The organism is Vallitalea longa, assembly GCF_027923465.1.
GTDB lineage: Bacteria > Bacillota > Clostridia > Lachnospirales > Vallitaleaceae > Vallitalea > Vallitalea longa.
Genome location: NZ_BRLB01000001.1, coordinates 1,214,657 through 1,232,805 on the forward strand (window position 1 = coordinate 1,214,657; position 18,149 = coordinate 1,232,805).

Here is an 18,149-nt window from a genome sequence, read left to right on the forward strand (position 1 = left end):
AGCACCTAACCTATATTATTGTATATAAACTTAAAGACCTATAAATTATTATCTCAAGTTATATATGTAATAATATATTTAGATGCTTACTAATAATTCTTGAATATCTATTTACGCATTGAGCATTACTTTTTCATCATTAAAAGTATGAGTAATCAGTTTTACCAATATCAAACTAACGATAAATGCTGAAATAGCTGTTACAAGAAATTGGTTCATTGTCAATTCAAATGATAACGCTGCTTTTAATGCAGAAACGCTTCCGTACACTGGAATTGCATAATGATATAATTCTGTAGCCCCTCCTTTGAACATAGTAGAGAATGATGCAATCATAACTATCATGAATACAGGTGTGACATATGTTCCTGCTTCTTTTACTGTTCTAGCTCTAACTGATAATAGGCAAATTAATCCTACGAAAATACCAACAAGAGTAATCATGATGATTAATAATTGTAACAACTGAACCCCTGAGAACTTAAGAGCACCTAAGTCCATATCTGCTCCTCCAGTCAACATTTTTGATGCGAATGGCATTGAAGCGATAATTGCCGCAAAAGAAACCAGGGCACTAATGATTGCTATAATACCAAGTCCTATCACTTTACCAAGAGCGATGGTTTCTCTCTTGACGGGAGTTAATAATAATGTAGCCATTGTTCCTCTCTCTTTTTCACCTGCGATTGTATCAATACCTATACCCATCGCTCCAGAAAATAAGATAATGGATATTAACATAGGTAATAACATGGACATTCCTTGCCCTGATGCTTTTTTCTCATCAACAATGATAGATTCTTCATAATTTCTATCAACATCAAAAGCTTTTATATTTTTGATATCTCCAAATCTATTAGTTAGAATCTGATTTTTATATTTCTCTAGAGGATTTTCAATAAATCTATTTCTAGAGTCTGATGAATACTCTTCTGAGGGATTATAGAATGTTTTAACTTGTGGTGGCAACTTCTCACTCTCATAGTTATTAACTCTATCAAGGAATCCTTCTTCGAATTGCACTATCAAATCGACTTCACCATTCTTTATTTGATCTTTGATTGATGATGTATCCATGGTGTTATCTATATAACTTATTTTCATATTCAATTTTTCTTCATCTATATTTTTTTCAAATCCTTCTGGTGCATTCTGAACATATACTATTGATGTATGTTCTTCTATATCATCCAGCATATTATCCATCATACTTCCCATAATGGTATACACAACAAAAATACTGATAGCTGGCAATATGATTGCTGAAAATACTAATCTACGATCAGTAAATACTCTTTTCAACTCTTTAATCAATATATCTCTTAACATAATATCAACGTCCTTTCCCTACTAATTCAACTGTTATATTTAATATTTTACAGATTTTTTATAAAGCTCGAAGAAGGCATCTTCTAAGTTATTCGTATTAGTATCATTTTGGACTTGTTCTATAGGACCTTCTATAACTTTTTTACCGTTTATGATGATAGCTACTCTATCGCATAATTTACTAGCGACTGTCATTATATGAGTAGATATTATCACTAATTTTCCTTTTTCTTTTAAACTTACCAAGTATTCTTCTACGGCTCTTGCAGTAATTATATCTAATCCATTTGTAGGTTCGTCAAATATTACGATATCAGGATCATGAACTACACTTACTGCTATGGAAAGCTTCTGTTTCATTCCAGTTGACAGATCACTGATTTTCTTATCAGCAAATCTATTTATTCCAAAGTAATCAAAGAGTTCTTTTTTTCTAGAGTCTATCTTATCGTTAGTCATGCCATGTAACTTTCCGAAAAATTCCATGGTATAATTAGGAGTAAAATGTACATCTAACTTTAATTCGTTAGTTAGAAATCCTATTCTTTTTCTTACTTCGGTACTATCTTTTACTACATCATATCCACTAACAGTTATTGAACCTTTTGTTGGTTTCAATAGAGTTACTATACTCCTTAACGTTGTAGTTTTCCCAGCACCATTAGGTCCCAAGAGCCCAAATATTTCTCCTTGCTTAGCAGTAAATGAAACATCATTAACAGCTATTTTGGTATTATTATTAGTCCTTAATTCTTTTTTCTGTTTACTGTTCAGTTTATATATTTTAGTTAAGTTTTTTACTTCTATCATATAGTTAACCTCCTATCAAAAAACTCCAACTGTATATTTTGTATATACACAGTATATATACAAGATTTTATTTTGTCAAGTTAATTTTACCATTTTCACAAGAATAATAACAGTAACACTATTATCATCATTATCGCATACGAAATACTACTATATCATATAATTAGTAAGTAGAATTTCCAATAGCACACATCCAAAAAAATAAATGTTTTTATATTATTCATTATTATGATATAATATTTCATGTATGATTGTATTTATACTACAAATTCTTTCTTTTTATTATTTTATATTATAAGTACATATTTAATTGTTTAAACATAAAAAATTAAGACTCATTTAAATGATAGGGGGATTTTTTGTGCTTGAAATCGTTGAAGTTAATTCAAAAAAGGCTCTAAAGGCATTTGTTAAATTTCCATCTAAGCTCTATAAAGACTGTAATAATTATATTCCTTCACTTTTTATTGATGAACTTAATACTCTGAGAAAAGATAAAAACCCGGCAATGGATTTTTGTGAAGCCAAGTATTGGTTGGCATATGAAGATGGTGAAATCGTAGGTAGAATTGCAGGTATTATCAATTATACTGCTATTGATCTATGGAAAGAAAAATCTGGTCGCTTCGGCTATATTGATTTTGTCGAAAACATAGAAGTTGCAAAATCATTACTAGAAACAGTAGAGAAATGGCTTATTTCTAAAGGAATGACAAAAATACAAGGACCACTTGGATTTAGTGATTTCGACTTAGAAGGAATGTTGATAAAAGGCTTTGAATACTTAGGAACAATGACCACCATCTACAACCATCAATATTATGTTGATTATCTGAATCAATTAGGCTATAACAAAGATGTGGATTGGTTGGAATATGAGATCATCATTCCCCAGAATGTTCCTGAACCTGTCAAAATAGTAGCAGAACGATCTATAGAAACCAACAATCTAAAAGTGCTATATGCTAAAAACAAAAAAGATATTATCCCTTATGTACCAAAACTATTCCAACTCATCAATTCCGCATTCAAAGACCTCTATGAATACACACCATTAACTGATAAGCAAATAGAATTATATACTAAACAGTACATAAGTTTCATTGACCCTAATTTCGTAAAATTCGTACTGAACGAAAAAGATGAATTGATAGCTTATGTTCTTGGTTTTCCATCACTTGCAAGAGCAATAAAAAAAAGCAAAGGACGTATATTCCCATTTGGATTCATATATTTATTGAAAGCTCTCAAGAAAAATAAAAGATTGGAAATCGTTCAAATAGCTGTTTCTCCTGAATATCAAAATCTAGGTGTGAATGCAATATTATTTAGAGAATTAATCATTTCCTGTAACAAAAAAGGAATTCACTCTGCTGACCTTAATCCCCAACTTGAAAGCAATAAAAAAGTTCGTTCACAATGGCAACGATTCAAACATAGACAACATAAAGTCAGAACTTCATTTTTCAAAGAATTAGCTTAAAAACAGCTATATATATTTAAAGACTAAGCTGAGGTGATAAAAGCTTAGTCTTTTCAACTTTATTTTTTATTCTTGGATATCATGATATCCAATATCATCTTATCTGTTTCTTCCATTCCTTTTGAACCGATATATGTTAGATTTTTAATACAGTTTTCTATATTCTCATCAACGATTCCTTCTGTCTTGGTAACTTCTATATTTTGTAGGGATAGCAACATAGCATTGAAAGAAGCCTCAACGACTGTAGCCACTTTTAATGCGCAGCCTGTTTTTGCACCATCACATATCATACCGCTGACATCGCCGATCATATTCTTTATAGTTGATTTTATATTATGAATGTCACCGCCTAATAGATATGTCATCCCACAACCTGCACCTATTCCAGCTACTATTACTCCACATAGGGCTGATAGCTTTCCTAGATTTTTCTTTATATGTATAGCTACTAGATTACTAAGTATCAATGCTCTAGCAAGTTCTTCATCTTCCTTATGTAACCACTCTGAAATAGCTACTACTGGTAATGAAGCTGTTATCCCTTGATTACCACTACCAGAATTAGTCATAACCGGAAGCTGGCATCCTGCCATTCTAGCATCAGAAGCTGCAGCTGCTAATCTGATTGCATAATTTTTCATATCGTCAGCAATTATCTTGTTCTGGATATTTTTTTCTATTGTTTTTCCCACTTTCAGACCATATTCTTTATTAAGACCTTCCTGTGCGATCTTTTTATTCATCTCGGAACCATCTAGAATGAATTTTATTTGTTCATAAGGAACATTAGTTACGAATTCATAAATACTATCAATACATATTGCCTGATTGTAAGCCTCTACTTCTATATTGTCCGTTAGTTTGTCTATAAATACCTCATCATTACGTGATACATATACTATATCCGTATGACCGCCTTGTATTATAACACGTGCGATATTGTTTTTATTAGATACCTTAGCTTCAATGTATAATTTACAATTTTTATTAGCGACTTGTATATCTATTCTATTCTCGTTTATCATTTTGCTAGCTTTTTCTACTGATTCATCTGTCACTGTAGATAATACTTCAAGTCCTAACTGGGACTTACCAGTAACTACCCCAAGAGCTGCTGCTATATGAATACCTATCTGATCAGTACCAGGTATACCTACACCCATTGCATTTTTGATTATATTGGGACTTAATGAAAGCTGAATCTTTTCAACTGGTTCATTCAAAACTTCCTTTGCCTTAGCAACACAGAGTGCTATAGCTATAGGTTCAGTACATCCAGTAGCAGGTTTCACTTCTTCATTAATTAAATCTATAAATGCTTGATTACAATACATAAATTAGACCTCCCCTGCAAATAATTTGATGGCAAGAAAGGTCTTTTTGCTGTTTCTATTATCAACATAATAATCAACTCCATTACACATAGTTTTATTTTTATTACTTTCATTGTACAATAGAAACTATAAAAATTACAGTTTTTTTAGCAAATGAAAATTAATAATCTAATTATATAAACTAAAATATAATGAAGTCCTTATATTATTAAGCTATTATTCTGCATCTGCTCCCATTACTTCTTTATAATCGTCTTTTGTCACCATAATTGCTCCTAATGGATAAACTGGATATTTTTCCCCATCTTTCTTATATTCTGCGAATATGTCTTCACCATTTTGGATATGGTTCATCATTGCTTCTGCAACTGTTTCACCATCTTCTTTTGAACAGAAATAACCCGAACTTTTGAACGCTGAGTAGTCTTTTTTCCATTCATCTTTCGCTAAGTATCCACCTAATCCTGAAACTACAGCATTTTCATCAAGACCAGCTTGTTCCAATGCTCTTGTGACACCAGCTGCACCTTCATCATTTGGAGCTGTTGCAAACCATGTTTCTATTTGAGGATTTGCTGTGATGATAGCTGATGCTATCGTAAAAGCCTCTTCTGTAGAACCTAGATAATCACCATGTATGACATTTTTCTCAGGAAGCCCCATTTCTGATTCGTCCCATACATCAGCAGCACCTTTTGATCTTGGTAAAGTACTAGATACTGTTGTCATCTCCATTACTAGATATCCTGTCTTATCCGCATCTTTTATTAAATCATTATCTTTAACATGATTAACCATCCATTCTCCTTGCTGTCTACCTACTTTATAAGCATCTAATTCAAGTGCTGGTGCGATGTGAACACCTTCTTCATCTATTAATCCATCATCATCAGCTATAACCGGAATGCCAGCTGCTTCACATTTCTCTACAGTGATAGAACTTAATTTCTGGTCTGGCACGCAAACGATAAGTCCATCAACTTCCTGTGCAATAATATTGTCAAGAGCATTAAGGTATGTATCTGCATCCATTTTGGCATCAATCAATAACATATCTTTTGCACCCATTTCAACAGCTTTTGCTTTAGCATTGGAAGATGTCCCTTGGAACCAAACTTGACTTAAGTCTTTGTAAATTCCTGCTATTACAATATCTCTTCCACCTTGATTGTCACTCTTATCATTTTCTTGTACTTGTGATTTTGCATCCCCTTTAGTTTCTGTAGATTCATCAGCTGGTTTACTACACCCTACAGTCAATAACATCAATACCCCTAATATAGCTATTAATTTCGTGAATTTTGACATTTCATTTCCTCCTTAGAATTTATATTAATGATTTGTTTATCATTTTGGTTTAAGCTCTTTTCTTGGATCTTATGTAATCAAATGATAAAGCTGCAACTAATAAAAGTCCACTAGCTACATATTGCCAGAATTGTGGGACATTCATAATAAGAAGTCCATTATTAAAACCTTGTAATATAAGTACCCCGATAACTGTTCCTCCAAGAGTTCCTATACCACCTGTAAAAGCAATACCACCTAGTACAACTGCTGTTACTGCACTCATCTCTAGTCCTTCACAAGAAGAAGGCTGCCCTGAATTCATCCTTGATGCTAATATCGCACCACCAAGTGCAGATAATCCTGATGTTATCATAAATGCTTTTGCAATTACACGATTGGAATTAATTCCTGCCAATCTAGCTGCAACTGGATTACCTCCAACGATATATAGATTTCTTCCGAATCTGGTTTTAGATAGTATTATTATAAATACTGCAAATGCTAGAATTAATATTATAACAGGAATTGGAATTCCTAAAATTCTATCCTTACCAATACCCAGATATGATTTGTTCTGTATGTATATTGGCTTACCATCACATATAATGTATGCTAATCCTCTAATAGCCTGCATTGTAGCTAATGTAGCAATGAATGGAGCTATTTTTAATTTATTGACTATCAAAGAGTTAATAAACCCGATAAATATTCCCACAAAAACAACTATAATCAATGTAAGTACGGTTCCTATACCCCTTTGTAACAACATAGCAGCTAGTACTCCCGAAAAACCCGCAACAGCTCCTGGAGACAAATCAATCTGACCGCAGATGACAAGGTATGATTGACCTATGGCAGCAAGGCCAATTAACGATGAAGCAACTAGCACATTCATAAAATTCTTAGAAGTAAAATAATATGGAGAAAGAATAGTAAATATGATTACCATAACTATCAAAGCAAAAATAAGTCCCATCTTATCTGAACCAACATACTTTTTAATTAGTACCTTCTTATCTATTTTCTGTTCATCAGTTTTCATGTTTATCAGTCCTTCCTTCCATATCCTTATCTAACATTGCTAACCCTAATATTTTCTCTTCAGTTGCTTCTCCTTTAGTTAATTCACCTTTCTTTTGTCCACCTGCCATAACCATTATTCTGTCTGATAGACCAATTACTTCAGGCAATTCGGAAGAAATAATTATTACTCCGATATCTTGTCGTGCCAATCCACATATTATCCTATATATCTCAGATTTGGCACCAACATCTATTCCTTTAGTCGGTTCATCAAGAATCAGTAACTTGGGATAATGTGCCAACCATCTTGCAAGTATGACTTTCTGTTGATTACCTCCACTAAGATAGACAATTTGTTTATCCATTGAAGGTGTTTTCACATTTAGATCTTTGATACCTTTTCTAACGATTTCTTTTTCTTTTTTCTTTTTTATAAAACCAAATTTAGTTAAATTCTTCAACACGACCATACTGGTATTTTCTTTAACAGACCTTATTGGTGCAATTCCCTGTCCTTTTCTATCCTCTGGACATAATGCTATTCCTAATTTTATTGCATCTTCTGGGGATTTTATATTAACTTTTTTTCCGTCAAATATTATTTCTCCCGAATCTAGTTCATCAGCACCGAATATTGTTCTTATTGTTTCTGTACGTCCCGCTCCCACAAGACCTGAGATACCAAGTATTTCACCTTTTCGTACATTAAAAGAAATGTTATCGACATATTTATTACATAGATTTTTCACTTCCAGTATGTTACTACCGAATTTTGTATTTCTATCTAGCTCATTAAATATATTCCCTAGATCTCTTCCAACCATTAACTTGACAAGTTCTTTTTCATTAGTTTCTTTTGTGTTTTTAATATCAACTAATTTACCATCTTTAAAAATAACTACTTTGTCCGATATTTCAAATATCTCTTTTAATCTATGAGATACATATAATATAATTACGCCTTTTTCTTTCAGATTTTTTATGATTAGAAACAATTTCTCGATTTCCGCATTAGATAAACTAGCAGTAGGTTCATCAAAAGCTATAACTTTCAGTTTTCTATTATAGGCTTTCATTATTTCTACCATTTGTTGATATGCAACACTTAGATCTTTAACTCTATCTGTCGCTTTCATATCAAGATCAAATTCATCAATTATTTTTTGAGTTTCTTCATTTAGATACTTGAAATCAACAAGTCCGTTTTTCACTTTCATATTACCCATGAATATATTTTCAGCCACAGTTAAATATTCTACAACTTGCCTTTCTTGATAGATAATACTTATTCCCTCACCAATCGCTTCATGAGGATTTCTAAATTGGATTTCTTCGTTATCAATTAAATATTTTCCACTACTTTGCTGTAAATCTCCATTGAGGATTTTTAACAACGTAGATTTTCCAGCGCCATTTTCACCTAAGAAAGCAACAACTTCACCTGATTTTACTTTAAAGCTCATTTTATCTAAGGCTTTAACTCCAGGAAAAGTTTTACTTATTTCTCTAAATTCTAAAGTACTATTCATATGCAAGTTCACCTACCAGTTAGTTATTTTCAACAATAAATTGTTCATCAAAAAAAAATATTTGTTCTACATTTATGTTAGCACAAATATTTTTTATAAGATTAATCAATATTAACTAAAACTAATGAATATTAACTTCATTTTTTAATATTCCTTTTGTATTTCAATGGCGTCATGCCTGTAATCTTTTTGAAACATGAATTGAAATGCTGAATATTCATATATCCAACTTTCTCAGCAATCTCATACATTTTCAGATGACTATTTCCTATTAACTTTTTTGACTCAGCTATTCTTATTGAATGAATGTATTCTGTAACAGTCATGTTGGTCTCTTCCTTAAAAATCCTAGATAAATAGATTTTATTAATATGTAATTCTTCTGAGATATCATTCAGACTTATTTCTTCTTCAAAATTATTATTTATATAATTCACCGCTTGTATAACCCTTAAGCTATAACCAGAACTTTTCTCATTAATTATTTTTATGATTCTGCTGAATATATCCTGAAACCAAGATTTAATATCTTGCACTGTTTCCATTTTATATATAGTTTTTATAGGCAGATATTCTGTTCCAAATAATTCTATATACTCTATATTATTTTCATTACATACCTTTATAATCATTTCCATGAATTTAGTTGAAATATATCCGACATAATTATATTGAAGAAATCCTTTTGATACATCTTGATACAACATTTCAATTTGCTCTAATAGCTCCTTTATTTTCCTATCATCAATATATCTACCTATTGTATCAAATATCTTATCTATCTTCTCAGGTTTGACTGGAGCGACTTTTTTAATTACAGTATTATGGAATAGTATTTTACCCTTTCCATAATAAAAACGGTATTTTAACATTTCTTTTGTCTGTTCATATATTTTGCAAGTATCAGTTAGATCGTTAAATGTCTTACTGACTATTATCGTCAATGATTTCCCCACTAATTTGGTTACTTCATGTTTGATCTTGCTTGAAACAGAATAACTATCTGATAGGTAATGTTTTTCACTGGTAAAATCATGCATTTTCAATAGAACTACATATTCTCCTTCATGTATATAAGCACATACTCCTCCATCGATTCTACCATAAGAATCTTCTCCTATTATTTCATTGATTGTATCTATAACACATCTGTGATATATATTTTTTTCATAATATTGTAGCTTAGAATCTTCTTCTATTTCATCTTCATTTATATTGAGTAGTATATAATTTTCACTATCAAGCTTTATATCAAATTCCTTAAGTTTTCTTAGAATCTGATTCTCTCCTATATTATCTGCAATAATGGATTTCAACATTTCATTCCTTATATTAAATAGATAATCTTCCTTTATGACGTAGTTGCTTAGATAATCTTTTCTTAGTTTACCTTGAGAAATTAACGTTTCTTTTACTTTACCTAGAACAGAATATAGGTCCTGTTCAGTTAATAGATCTTTAATCAGATAATCCGTAACACCTAATTGCACTGCTGCTTTCGCATAACTGAATTCTTCGTAACAGCTTAGAATAATTATCTGTTGGTCTTTTTTCCTTTTCTTCAATTCTTTTATCAAATCTATACCATCCATAACTGGCATTTGGATATCAGTTATTACAAGATCATAATGTTTTTTATCATATTTCTCCAAGGCTTCTCTTCCATTGAAAGCAGTATCTTCTATGATAAAGCCTAATTTTTCCCAATCTATTATTATTTTCAACATCTGCAAAGCAGGATTTTCATCGTCTACAATTAACACATTATACATATTAAAGCCCCCTGAATATTTATATGAATTTTATTCAATTACCTATATTTTTAATCTGCAAAGCCTTTTGATTAGCTTACCCACATAGAATATTAAATGGGAAATTTGGTTAATCACTTAATGGTATCTCAAATATTACACAAGTACCAACTCCAAGATCACTTGATATGTTAAGTGTACAATCATTTCCATAATAAAGTTTTAATCTCTCATTCACATTATTGAGTCCTATATGATTATAACCTCCTTTTTTAGTCTTATTAACGTTATATATGTTTTTTAATTCATCATCGTCCATTCCAACACCATTATCAATAATTTTGAATACAACAGATTCATCCACAGTAATATAAACAGTAATCGAGCCTTTTTCTTCTTTTGGTAGAATTCCATGGTAAAGAGCATTTTCTACTAAAGGTTGTAGAATCAGTTTAGGTACTTTAACATTTTCTATATCTCCATCTATGTCTTCCCTGAAATCAAATCTATCTTCGAATCTATTTTTCTGTATATTTATATATCCACCTAGATACTTCAATTCTTGTTGTAATGGTACTATTTCTATACCTACAGACATACTTGCTCTAAGAAGCAGATTAAGTGATTGAATCATTTCTCTTACATCATGAGCTCCATCCTTTAGAGCCAAATACTGCATGGAATTCAACGTATTATGTATAAAATGAGGATTAATCTGTGATTGCAGCAACTCCAGCTGGAATTTAAGGGAATCCAGCTCTACTTTTCTTCTCTCCTCTGTCTCTTTCTCTATCTCATATGTAAGATTCTTAGTATTGACTACCATTTTGTTGAAACCGCTTACCAATGTCCTCAACTCATCATGTGATTTAGGTTCTATAACTACTGGCCACTGAAGATTTTCAAATTTTTTCATAGCTCTGCTTACATTCAATATTGGTATAGTAATTCTTTTAGCAATAAAAAAGCTTACAAAAATTATTATAATTATTGATATAAGTCCAATACTTATTACTACTTTATATAAATTAGTCAAATTAGACATTACAGTGGAATATTTATTGATCCCAACTAATCTCCAAAGAGGATATTCATCAATTTGTCTTTCATAAGCGAAGTATTTTTTTTGATTATTGTAGAAATATTTTTTATTATTAACAGGTTTGTTTATATCTTTTATACTATCTTGCATTTCATTATTTCCCGTACTATATATTATCTCGTCGTTTTCATTGATGATATATGTTTCATCAAACGCTTCTTCACAAAAATCCTTTATCTCACTAAATAAGAATTCTATTTTTAGATTAATAATAAGATAACCTATCAACCTGTAATTATCTTCTTCATAGACTTGTCCATAATATATTATATTATCTTTAGTTGTATTATTTTTAATAGGGTAGAACGTGGGATTAGAAAATTTGGCTCTGTATTTATCTTTCTTGTATTGTTCAAATTCTTTATTATTTATTATGATTTTATTGTAATAATCTAGATTATACAGAGGATCTATAATATCATTTTGACTGTTAACATAGAACATGTTGACTATATACGGTGTTTTCTGTTTATAATTGATAAGTTCTCTAGAAAGACTATTCATTAACTCTTTACTATGATATTTTCTGTCTGACGCTTGATATAACAAAGGTCTTATTTTAAGATCATGGGTTATGTCATTATGCAGGTTCTTGACATTCTTGACTTCAGTTCCTATGTTATAAGTTATTATATCTATCTTGTTATTAGCTATCTTATTATTCTGCACGATTATTTCATCTCTAAATATATAACTTAATGAAAAGCTGATTATTAATATTACTATTAATATTACCAAAGAATAATATGCAGTTATTCTTACACCTATATGTTTGATTTTCATATGTATTCTCCATGTCTATAATGATTTTGGTAGAGTTTTATTATATCCCTTTCTATACTCTCGCGGGGACATAGATGATATTTTTTTGAAATCTTTTGAGAAATAATTATAATCTTCATAACCTACCATATCTGCTATTTCTTTTATCATAAGGTCAGTGTTTTCTAATAGCTTTTTAGCCTTCTGTATTCTCTCATATCTTATATATTGCATTAAAGATAACCCGAAATTTTTTTTGACACACTGGTAAATACTAGTTTTACCAACACCTAGATAAGAACATAGCTTATTGGTTGTGATATCTTTTGATATATTCTGTTCAATGAATAATCGTATTTTTTCTGAAAGAGGGGCTCGTTCTACTTTAATTAAATATTTCAGCCATATATATGATGCACAAGCTTGCATAATTTTTGTAATAGCTGTTATTTCATCATCTGATAGTTGTTTCAACTTAAGAAATTGAGGTTTCAAGGATTTTATATTTACACCCATAAACCTACTTTTAGTATGGACATAATTCCATTGTTGTTCTATGTTCGACTTATTCAACATCTGCCCCACCATAATATATCCAACTATTGTTGCTTCGTCTATTATGGGAGCAACTGCTTCTATTAAACCCATATGGCACTGATATATATATATTGATTTCGATTTTTTCACTCTTCCAAATGCTTTTTTATCACATTCTTTACAACCACCATCTATTATTCCATTGACTCTCATTCTTTGGCAAAAAGTACTGTGTTCTTTGGGACTATTGTATACTTCATTATAATCCAAATCAAATATAGCAATTCTTACACCTGCTATCCTTTGATAGTCGTCCAGTAAATCCTGCACACCTTGGTCATCAAAAATTACTTTCATTAAAATTCTCCATTCTTGATTATCAAATACATTGTAACATTTTTCCTTAAAATGAACAATATTACTATTTGAAAATATTTATTCTATTATTATCTAATCCAACGTTATATATTTTAATTAATATGATAATTATATTGGGAGGTATACTTTATGACACGAAGAGAAAGAGTTATAAAAGCACTTAAACATGAAAGCACAGATATAGTTCCATTCCATGCGGATTTTACTCAACAAGCATATGATAATATGGCAGCTTACACAGGAAACAAGAATTTTGATAAAGAATTAGGGCTACACCTTAATTATATTCAATACTGGGGCTGGCCTACAGAATTACAAGATAAAAAAGAACATTTCAAAGATGAATTCGGAGTTATATGGAATCGTTCTGGTGCTGATAAGGATATCGGAGTTGTAGATAATTATGTAATAAAAGACATCAGTAACTATAATTACGTTTTCCCTGAAATAAATGAAAAAAGGTTACGAGAAGAATATGAGGAATTGATTGCTAACAAAGGGGATAGATTTACTTTTGGAGGCATAGGATTCTCTATGTTCGAACGTTCTTGGAGTCTAATGGGTATGCAGGAAGTTCTTATGGCTATGGTCCTTGAACCTGAGAAACTACATAAGTTATATGATGATATATGTGAATATAATATGAAAGTACTTGACATAGCTCTGGAATATGACCTTGACGGGTTCTATTTTGGTGACGACTGGGGACAACAGAAAGGTCTGATCATGGGTCCTAAGCTCTGGCGTGAATTCATAAAACCTAGAATGAAAAGAATGTATGATAAAGTTAAATCAAAAGGTATATTCGTATTGCAACACTCTTGTGGAGATGTAGAAAGTATCATGCCCGATCTAATTGAAATAGGATTAGATTGTTACCAGACATTTCAACCAGAAATCTATGATATTAAGAAAGTCAAAGACTTATATGGTAACAAATTAGCATTTTGGGGTGGTATATCAACTCAACAACTTCTATCTCAAGCGACCCCTGATGAAGTACGTAAAGAAACAATACGAACTATGGAAATCTTGTCAAAAAACGGAGGGTATATTTGCGCACCTACCCATGCATTGGAATTTGATGTTACTCCTGAGAATATTATGGCTATGATTGAAGTATTTAATAATCAATAAATCCACTTTCCTATTCAAAGAAAAAAGCTTTGCAGAATAGATATGTTTTCTTCAACTTTTTATTCTGCAAAACCTTTGATTATTCTTTTGTTATTCAACTCTCTATTACTTTGTCAATGCTTTTTCTGAATTTATCCACATCTCCATTGAATATGATTAGATTTATCCCCATTCTCTCTGCTCTTTCATCCACATATTGACCTTTAGAAGGTTTTGTTGCCACTAATATTTTTTTGACACCTTTACCTCCTAACTGCTCTGCATATATATCGAGTTCATTAAGAGAACCACTGTTATATCTTTTAGTATCTTTACATGAAATACATATCAAGGATGTTCCAGCAACTGCTATTACATCTAATTCATTTTCAACCTCAATTTTATCTTCATCCCATAAGAACCTGACACCTGTTCTTACATCACTAACTTTTTTATTTTCATAAACTATATTATAAGTAAAGTGTTCTAGCCATATTCCTGATAATATATAGCTTCTTATATCTTCATTTTTAAATTCTATCTTAAGACTATTATCATCTTCTTTTATGGATTTGACACAACCTATGTCAATGAAACAATCGAATAGTTTTCTTACTTGTCCATTATTATCAGTTGATTTCACGATTATATTTTGATCGGATTGACTTATCAAATTGTTTCTAATAAAATCTCTCGTAGTAATCCACATATCATAATTATTCAATATAACTTTTAGCATTTTATTATAATCTTCTACAATATAATCAAATGTTTCATCAGTGACTATTTTTCCACCTGTTATAGAGACATAATCCCTAACACGAAAATTAACATTGTGATAATTAATTACTTTCGTCCCATTTTTATTTATCTTATATATTCTTTCTTCCAATATATCCATATATATCAAAGTACTATTATGATCAATCATGGCTTCATGTGCAATTACTGCTGATAGATTATCACCAGAGGAAATATTGATGATCGTATCTTTTTCCATATAATCATTGAGTAATTTTCTAAAATCAAATGGGTTTCTATAATTTTTCTCAATTATTTTAGTACCCATTAACTCCTTACTGAGAAATTTTCTCATATCTGCTAGCACATCATTATTGACGTTGTTTTCATTAGTAATGTTAATTACCCTTTTGGGTTTTATGAATTTAGAAATATAAGCTACATCATCATTATAATCGTCTAATATATTAATCAGCGTATTGCATCTCATGATTTCACAACCTTTAAATACATTTTACTTAACTATAATACTTTTCAACTAACACATTAATTTTTTTCTATCTTTAATCCTATTACATATAGTAAATGCACCATTACCTGCTAAGATGAATAATATAGGCATTGCAGCATACTTATATCTGAAGCTAATTTCAATTAACAGATGTGCACCAGTATAAGCAGTAAATATATAGTATAATAAATATACATTTTTATTCTTATCATCTCTAAAGTACCTAATAAGGCCAAATAATAGGAACCCTATTATAAAAGTATAGAAGATTTTCTCTAATTCCTGGGATTGCCTATATATATAATCAAAACTTACTCCGTACCTTTCTATTCCTTTTCCTATAAGATGCGGAAATGTAAATACTCCCAACTCATAGTCTCCCCACATATATCTAATCTTATTGACCATCAAGCTCAACATTCTGTCAGGTGGTATTGTTAAACGCTCCATGATGATTTTTTTCTCATTTTCGAATAACTCTTCTGGCTTGATTTCTTCATATAATTGAAGGGTCTTGGCATCTTCTGAAGAAAATCGTCCAGAAGTCTGTTCATTAAGACCCGTTACGAATTTCCAATAAGGATTATTGTTTTTGAGTCCATTATACGTAACACCTGTAGCTATTGATATACCTGAAATACCATAGAATACTATCAGGTATGATAATAGGAATATAACGAATTGTTTCATATGTTTAGCGAATACAGCTTTATTGCTGCTCAATAAATTCCTTATGAAAATGGCTGCAATAAAAACAATACCTATAGGACGCATAGTATTTCCCACAGCAATGAATATTCCACCAATAATCCATTTACTATAACTGCCCTTCTCTTTAACAATAAAATATAGCCCTATATAAAAGAATAGTGTTGCGATATGTTGATTAGTCAATACAGGGGCCATAAAAAACAAAGGTATGTACAATGCATGAAAAGCACTTGCAATCCTACCTACATATTCATTGAACACACTCTTCCCTATTCTATATACAAGATAATTGGTTGCCGCAATAAATAAGCAATTTATGGCTTTCAACACAAATACATTAGCCCCGAATATCTTAATGATCAAACCTTGATATACCGCAAATATGGTTTGATAAGGGAAGGATGAAAAATATTGAAAATCTTTGAATGAATAATCATTCACCGCAAACATTTTACCCGCATCGAACATAACTGAAAAATCAGATATGGGAGGGGTATCTACTATTATTATCATTGCAATCTTGGTTACCAAAGAGAACAGAAAGATTATCAAGCCATAATGTGGAATTTTTAGCTTGATAACCAAATATATGATAACCAATAAAATACATACTGGAATAATATATAGAACATTAATTTTTTCTGTAACTATAAAATATATATTAATAATAAACACTAGTGCAAAAAATATAATCATGTATATGTCAAATAACTTCTTTAGAATTTTCATGTAAAGCACCTCATCATAGTATTCTATTCTTTATCCCCTTCATATTTATTAATAAAATACAATGGTCTATTCTTAGTTTCATTGAATATTCTTCCAACATATTCTCCCAAAATACCAATACCAACCAATTGGATACTTCCAATAAACAACATAATACTAACCAATGAAGCATAACCAGGCAATTCAACACCAACAATCAATGTTCTAAGCACAATATAGATCATATATATAAAAGCAAATAAACCAGTAAAACCTCCAATGAATGTTGCAATCCTAAGTGGCATAATGGTAAACGTAGTAATTCCTTCTATAGCTAAACCTATTAATTTCCAATAATTCCATTTGGTCTTGCCTGCTGCTCTTTCATCTCTATCAAATAATATCTCTTTTTTCTTGAATCCAATTAAGCTGAATAATCCTTTCGTATACCTTCCAGATTCTCTAAATTGCTTTAAAGCATCAATAGCTTTGCGGTTAAGCAAACGGAAATCTCCAGTATCCTTTTGAATTTCTACTTTTGACAATTTGCTCAACAACCTATAAAAGCAATGGGATGTAAACTTCTTCATGAAGCTTTCACCTTTTCTACTGGATCTCTTAGCATATACATCATCATATCCTTTTTCCCATTCCTCTATCATGGTTGGAATAAGGCTAGGAGGATCTTGTAAATCCGCATCCATTATTATAACTGCATCACCAGTAACATGATCAAGTCCTGCCGCCATAGCTATTTCCTTTCCATAATTTCTGGAAAGGTCTACATAAGAGACTCTACTGTCATTTATTCTCATAGCTATTATTTTATTGAGAGTCATATCTTTACTACCATCATTAACAAATAGTATTTCAAAATTATAATCTATCTTATCAATTATTTTAACTACTTCTTCATAAAAGATATTAATTACCTCTTCTTCATTATAACAAGGTACTAATATAGTTATCGTTTTCAATACTCTTCCTCCTGTTGTAATCAAATATTTAGAATCATAAAAATATTTCATCAA

Annotated in this window: 14 protein-coding genes; 2 read left to right on the forward strand and 12 right to left on the reverse strand. The window is 30.7% G+C overall.

All coding sequences use genetic code 11. The annotated features are described in order from the left end of the window. Nucleotides 1-111: 111 nt before the first annotated feature. Nucleotides 112-1,329, reverse strand: coding sequence for an ABC transporter permease subunit (locus QMG30_RS05305; protein ID WP_281812972.1), 1,218 nt, complete (start codon nucleotides 1,327-1,329; stop codon nucleotides 112-114). Nucleotides 1,330-1,368: 39 nt separating this feature from the next. Further along, the gene (locus tag QMG30_RS05310) at nucleotides 1,369-2,139 is read right to left on the reverse strand and encodes an ABC transporter ATP-binding protein (protein WP_281812974.1); all 771 of its coding nucleotides are present in this window, start codon (nucleotides 2,137-2,139) and stop codon (nucleotides 1,369-1,371) included. A gap of 361 nt (nucleotides 2,140-2,500) precedes the next feature. Between QMG30_RS05310 and QMG30_RS05315 the strand changes: the two genes are divergently transcribed. Beyond that, nucleotides 2,501-3,622: a GNAT family N-acetyltransferase gene (locus QMG30_RS05315; protein WP_281812977.1), complete on the forward strand. Its 1,122-nt coding sequence runs from the start codon at nucleotides 2,501-2,503 to the stop codon at nucleotides 3,620-3,622. A gap of 59 nt (nucleotides 3,623-3,681) precedes the next feature. Here the strand turns inward: QMG30_RS05315 and QMG30_RS05320 are convergent, their stop codons facing one another. The 7 genes from QMG30_RS05320 to QMG30_RS05350 all read right to left on the reverse strand — a co-directional run bounded on the left by QMG30_RS05320 (nucleotide 3,682) and on the right by QMG30_RS05350 (nucleotide 13,310). Further along, entirely contained in the window at nucleotides 3,682-4,959 is a 1,278-nt protein-coding gene (locus QMG30_RS05320) for an L-cysteine desulfidase family protein (protein WP_281812979.1), read from the reverse strand. Between the two features lie 216 nt (nucleotides 4,960-5,175). Then, nucleotides 5,176-6,267, reverse strand: a complete 1,092-nt coding sequence (locus tag QMG30_RS05325) for a substrate-binding domain-containing protein (protein WP_281812981.1) — start codon at nucleotides 6,265-6,267, stop codon at nucleotides 5,176-5,178. A 49-nt stretch (nucleotides 6,268-6,316) separates the two neighbouring features. Next, nucleotides 6,317-7,291 (reverse strand): ABC transporter permease, encoded by a 975-nt coding sequence (locus QMG30_RS05330; RefSeq protein WP_281812984.1) that lies wholly within the window; start codon nucleotides 7,289-7,291, stop codon nucleotides 6,317-6,319. Beyond that, entirely contained in the window at nucleotides 7,281-8,801 is a 1,521-nt protein-coding gene (locus QMG30_RS05335; RefSeq protein WP_281812987.1) for a sugar ABC transporter ATP-binding protein, read from the reverse strand. The genes QMG30_RS05330 and QMG30_RS05335 overlap by 11 nt, the downstream gene beginning before the upstream one ends. Nucleotides 8,802-8,938: 137 nt before the next feature. Next, nucleotides 8,939-10,573, reverse strand: a complete 1,635-nt coding sequence (locus QMG30_RS05340; RefSeq protein ID WP_281812990.1) for a response regulator transcription factor — start codon at nucleotides 10,571-10,573, stop codon at nucleotides 8,939-8,941. Nucleotides 10,574-10,682: 109 nt separating this feature from the next. After that, on the reverse strand, nucleotides 10,683-12,437 hold the full coding sequence (locus QMG30_RS05345) for a sensor histidine kinase (RefSeq protein WP_281812992.1): 1,755 nt from the start codon (nucleotides 12,435-12,437) through the stop codon (nucleotides 10,683-10,685). 15 nt (nucleotides 12,438-12,452) lie between these two features. Beyond that, complete coding sequence (locus QMG30_RS05350; protein WP_281812994.1) at nucleotides 12,453-13,310, reverse strand: PocR ligand-binding domain-containing protein; 858 nt, start codon at nucleotides 13,308-13,310, stop codon at nucleotides 12,453-12,455. A gap of 150 nt (nucleotides 13,311-13,460) precedes the next feature. Between QMG30_RS05350 and QMG30_RS05355 the strand changes: the two genes are divergently transcribed. Further along, nucleotides 13,461-14,468 carry a uroporphyrinogen decarboxylase family protein gene (locus tag QMG30_RS05355; protein ID WP_281812997.1) on the forward strand — a complete coding sequence of 336 codons (1,008 nt, stop codon included), beginning with the start codon at nucleotides 13,461-13,463 and terminating at the stop codon, nucleotides 14,466-14,468. Nucleotides 14,469-14,562: 94 nt separating this feature from the next. Here the strand turns inward: QMG30_RS05355 and QMG30_RS05360 are convergent, their stop codons facing one another. From QMG30_RS05360 to QMG30_RS05370, 3 genes are read right to left on the reverse strand one after another with little or no spacing between them, the layout of a single operon-like run. Further along, on the reverse strand, nucleotides 14,563-15,678 hold the full coding sequence (locus QMG30_RS05360) for a Card1-like endonuclease domain-containing protein (protein ID WP_281813001.1): 1,116 nt from the start codon (nucleotides 15,676-15,678) through the stop codon (nucleotides 14,563-14,565). Between the two features lie 48 nt (nucleotides 15,679-15,726). Then, nucleotides 15,727-17,139: a glycosyltransferase family 39 protein gene (locus QMG30_RS05365; RefSeq protein WP_281813003.1), complete on the reverse strand. Its 1,413-nt coding sequence runs from the start codon at nucleotides 17,137-17,139 to the stop codon at nucleotides 15,727-15,729. A 23-nt stretch (nucleotides 17,140-17,162) separates the two neighbouring features. Next, nucleotides 17,163-18,095, reverse strand: coding sequence for a glycosyltransferase family 2 protein (locus tag QMG30_RS05370; protein ID WP_281813005.1), 933 nt, complete (start codon nucleotides 18,093-18,095; stop codon nucleotides 17,163-17,165). Nucleotides 18,096-18,149 lie beyond the last annotated feature (54 nt).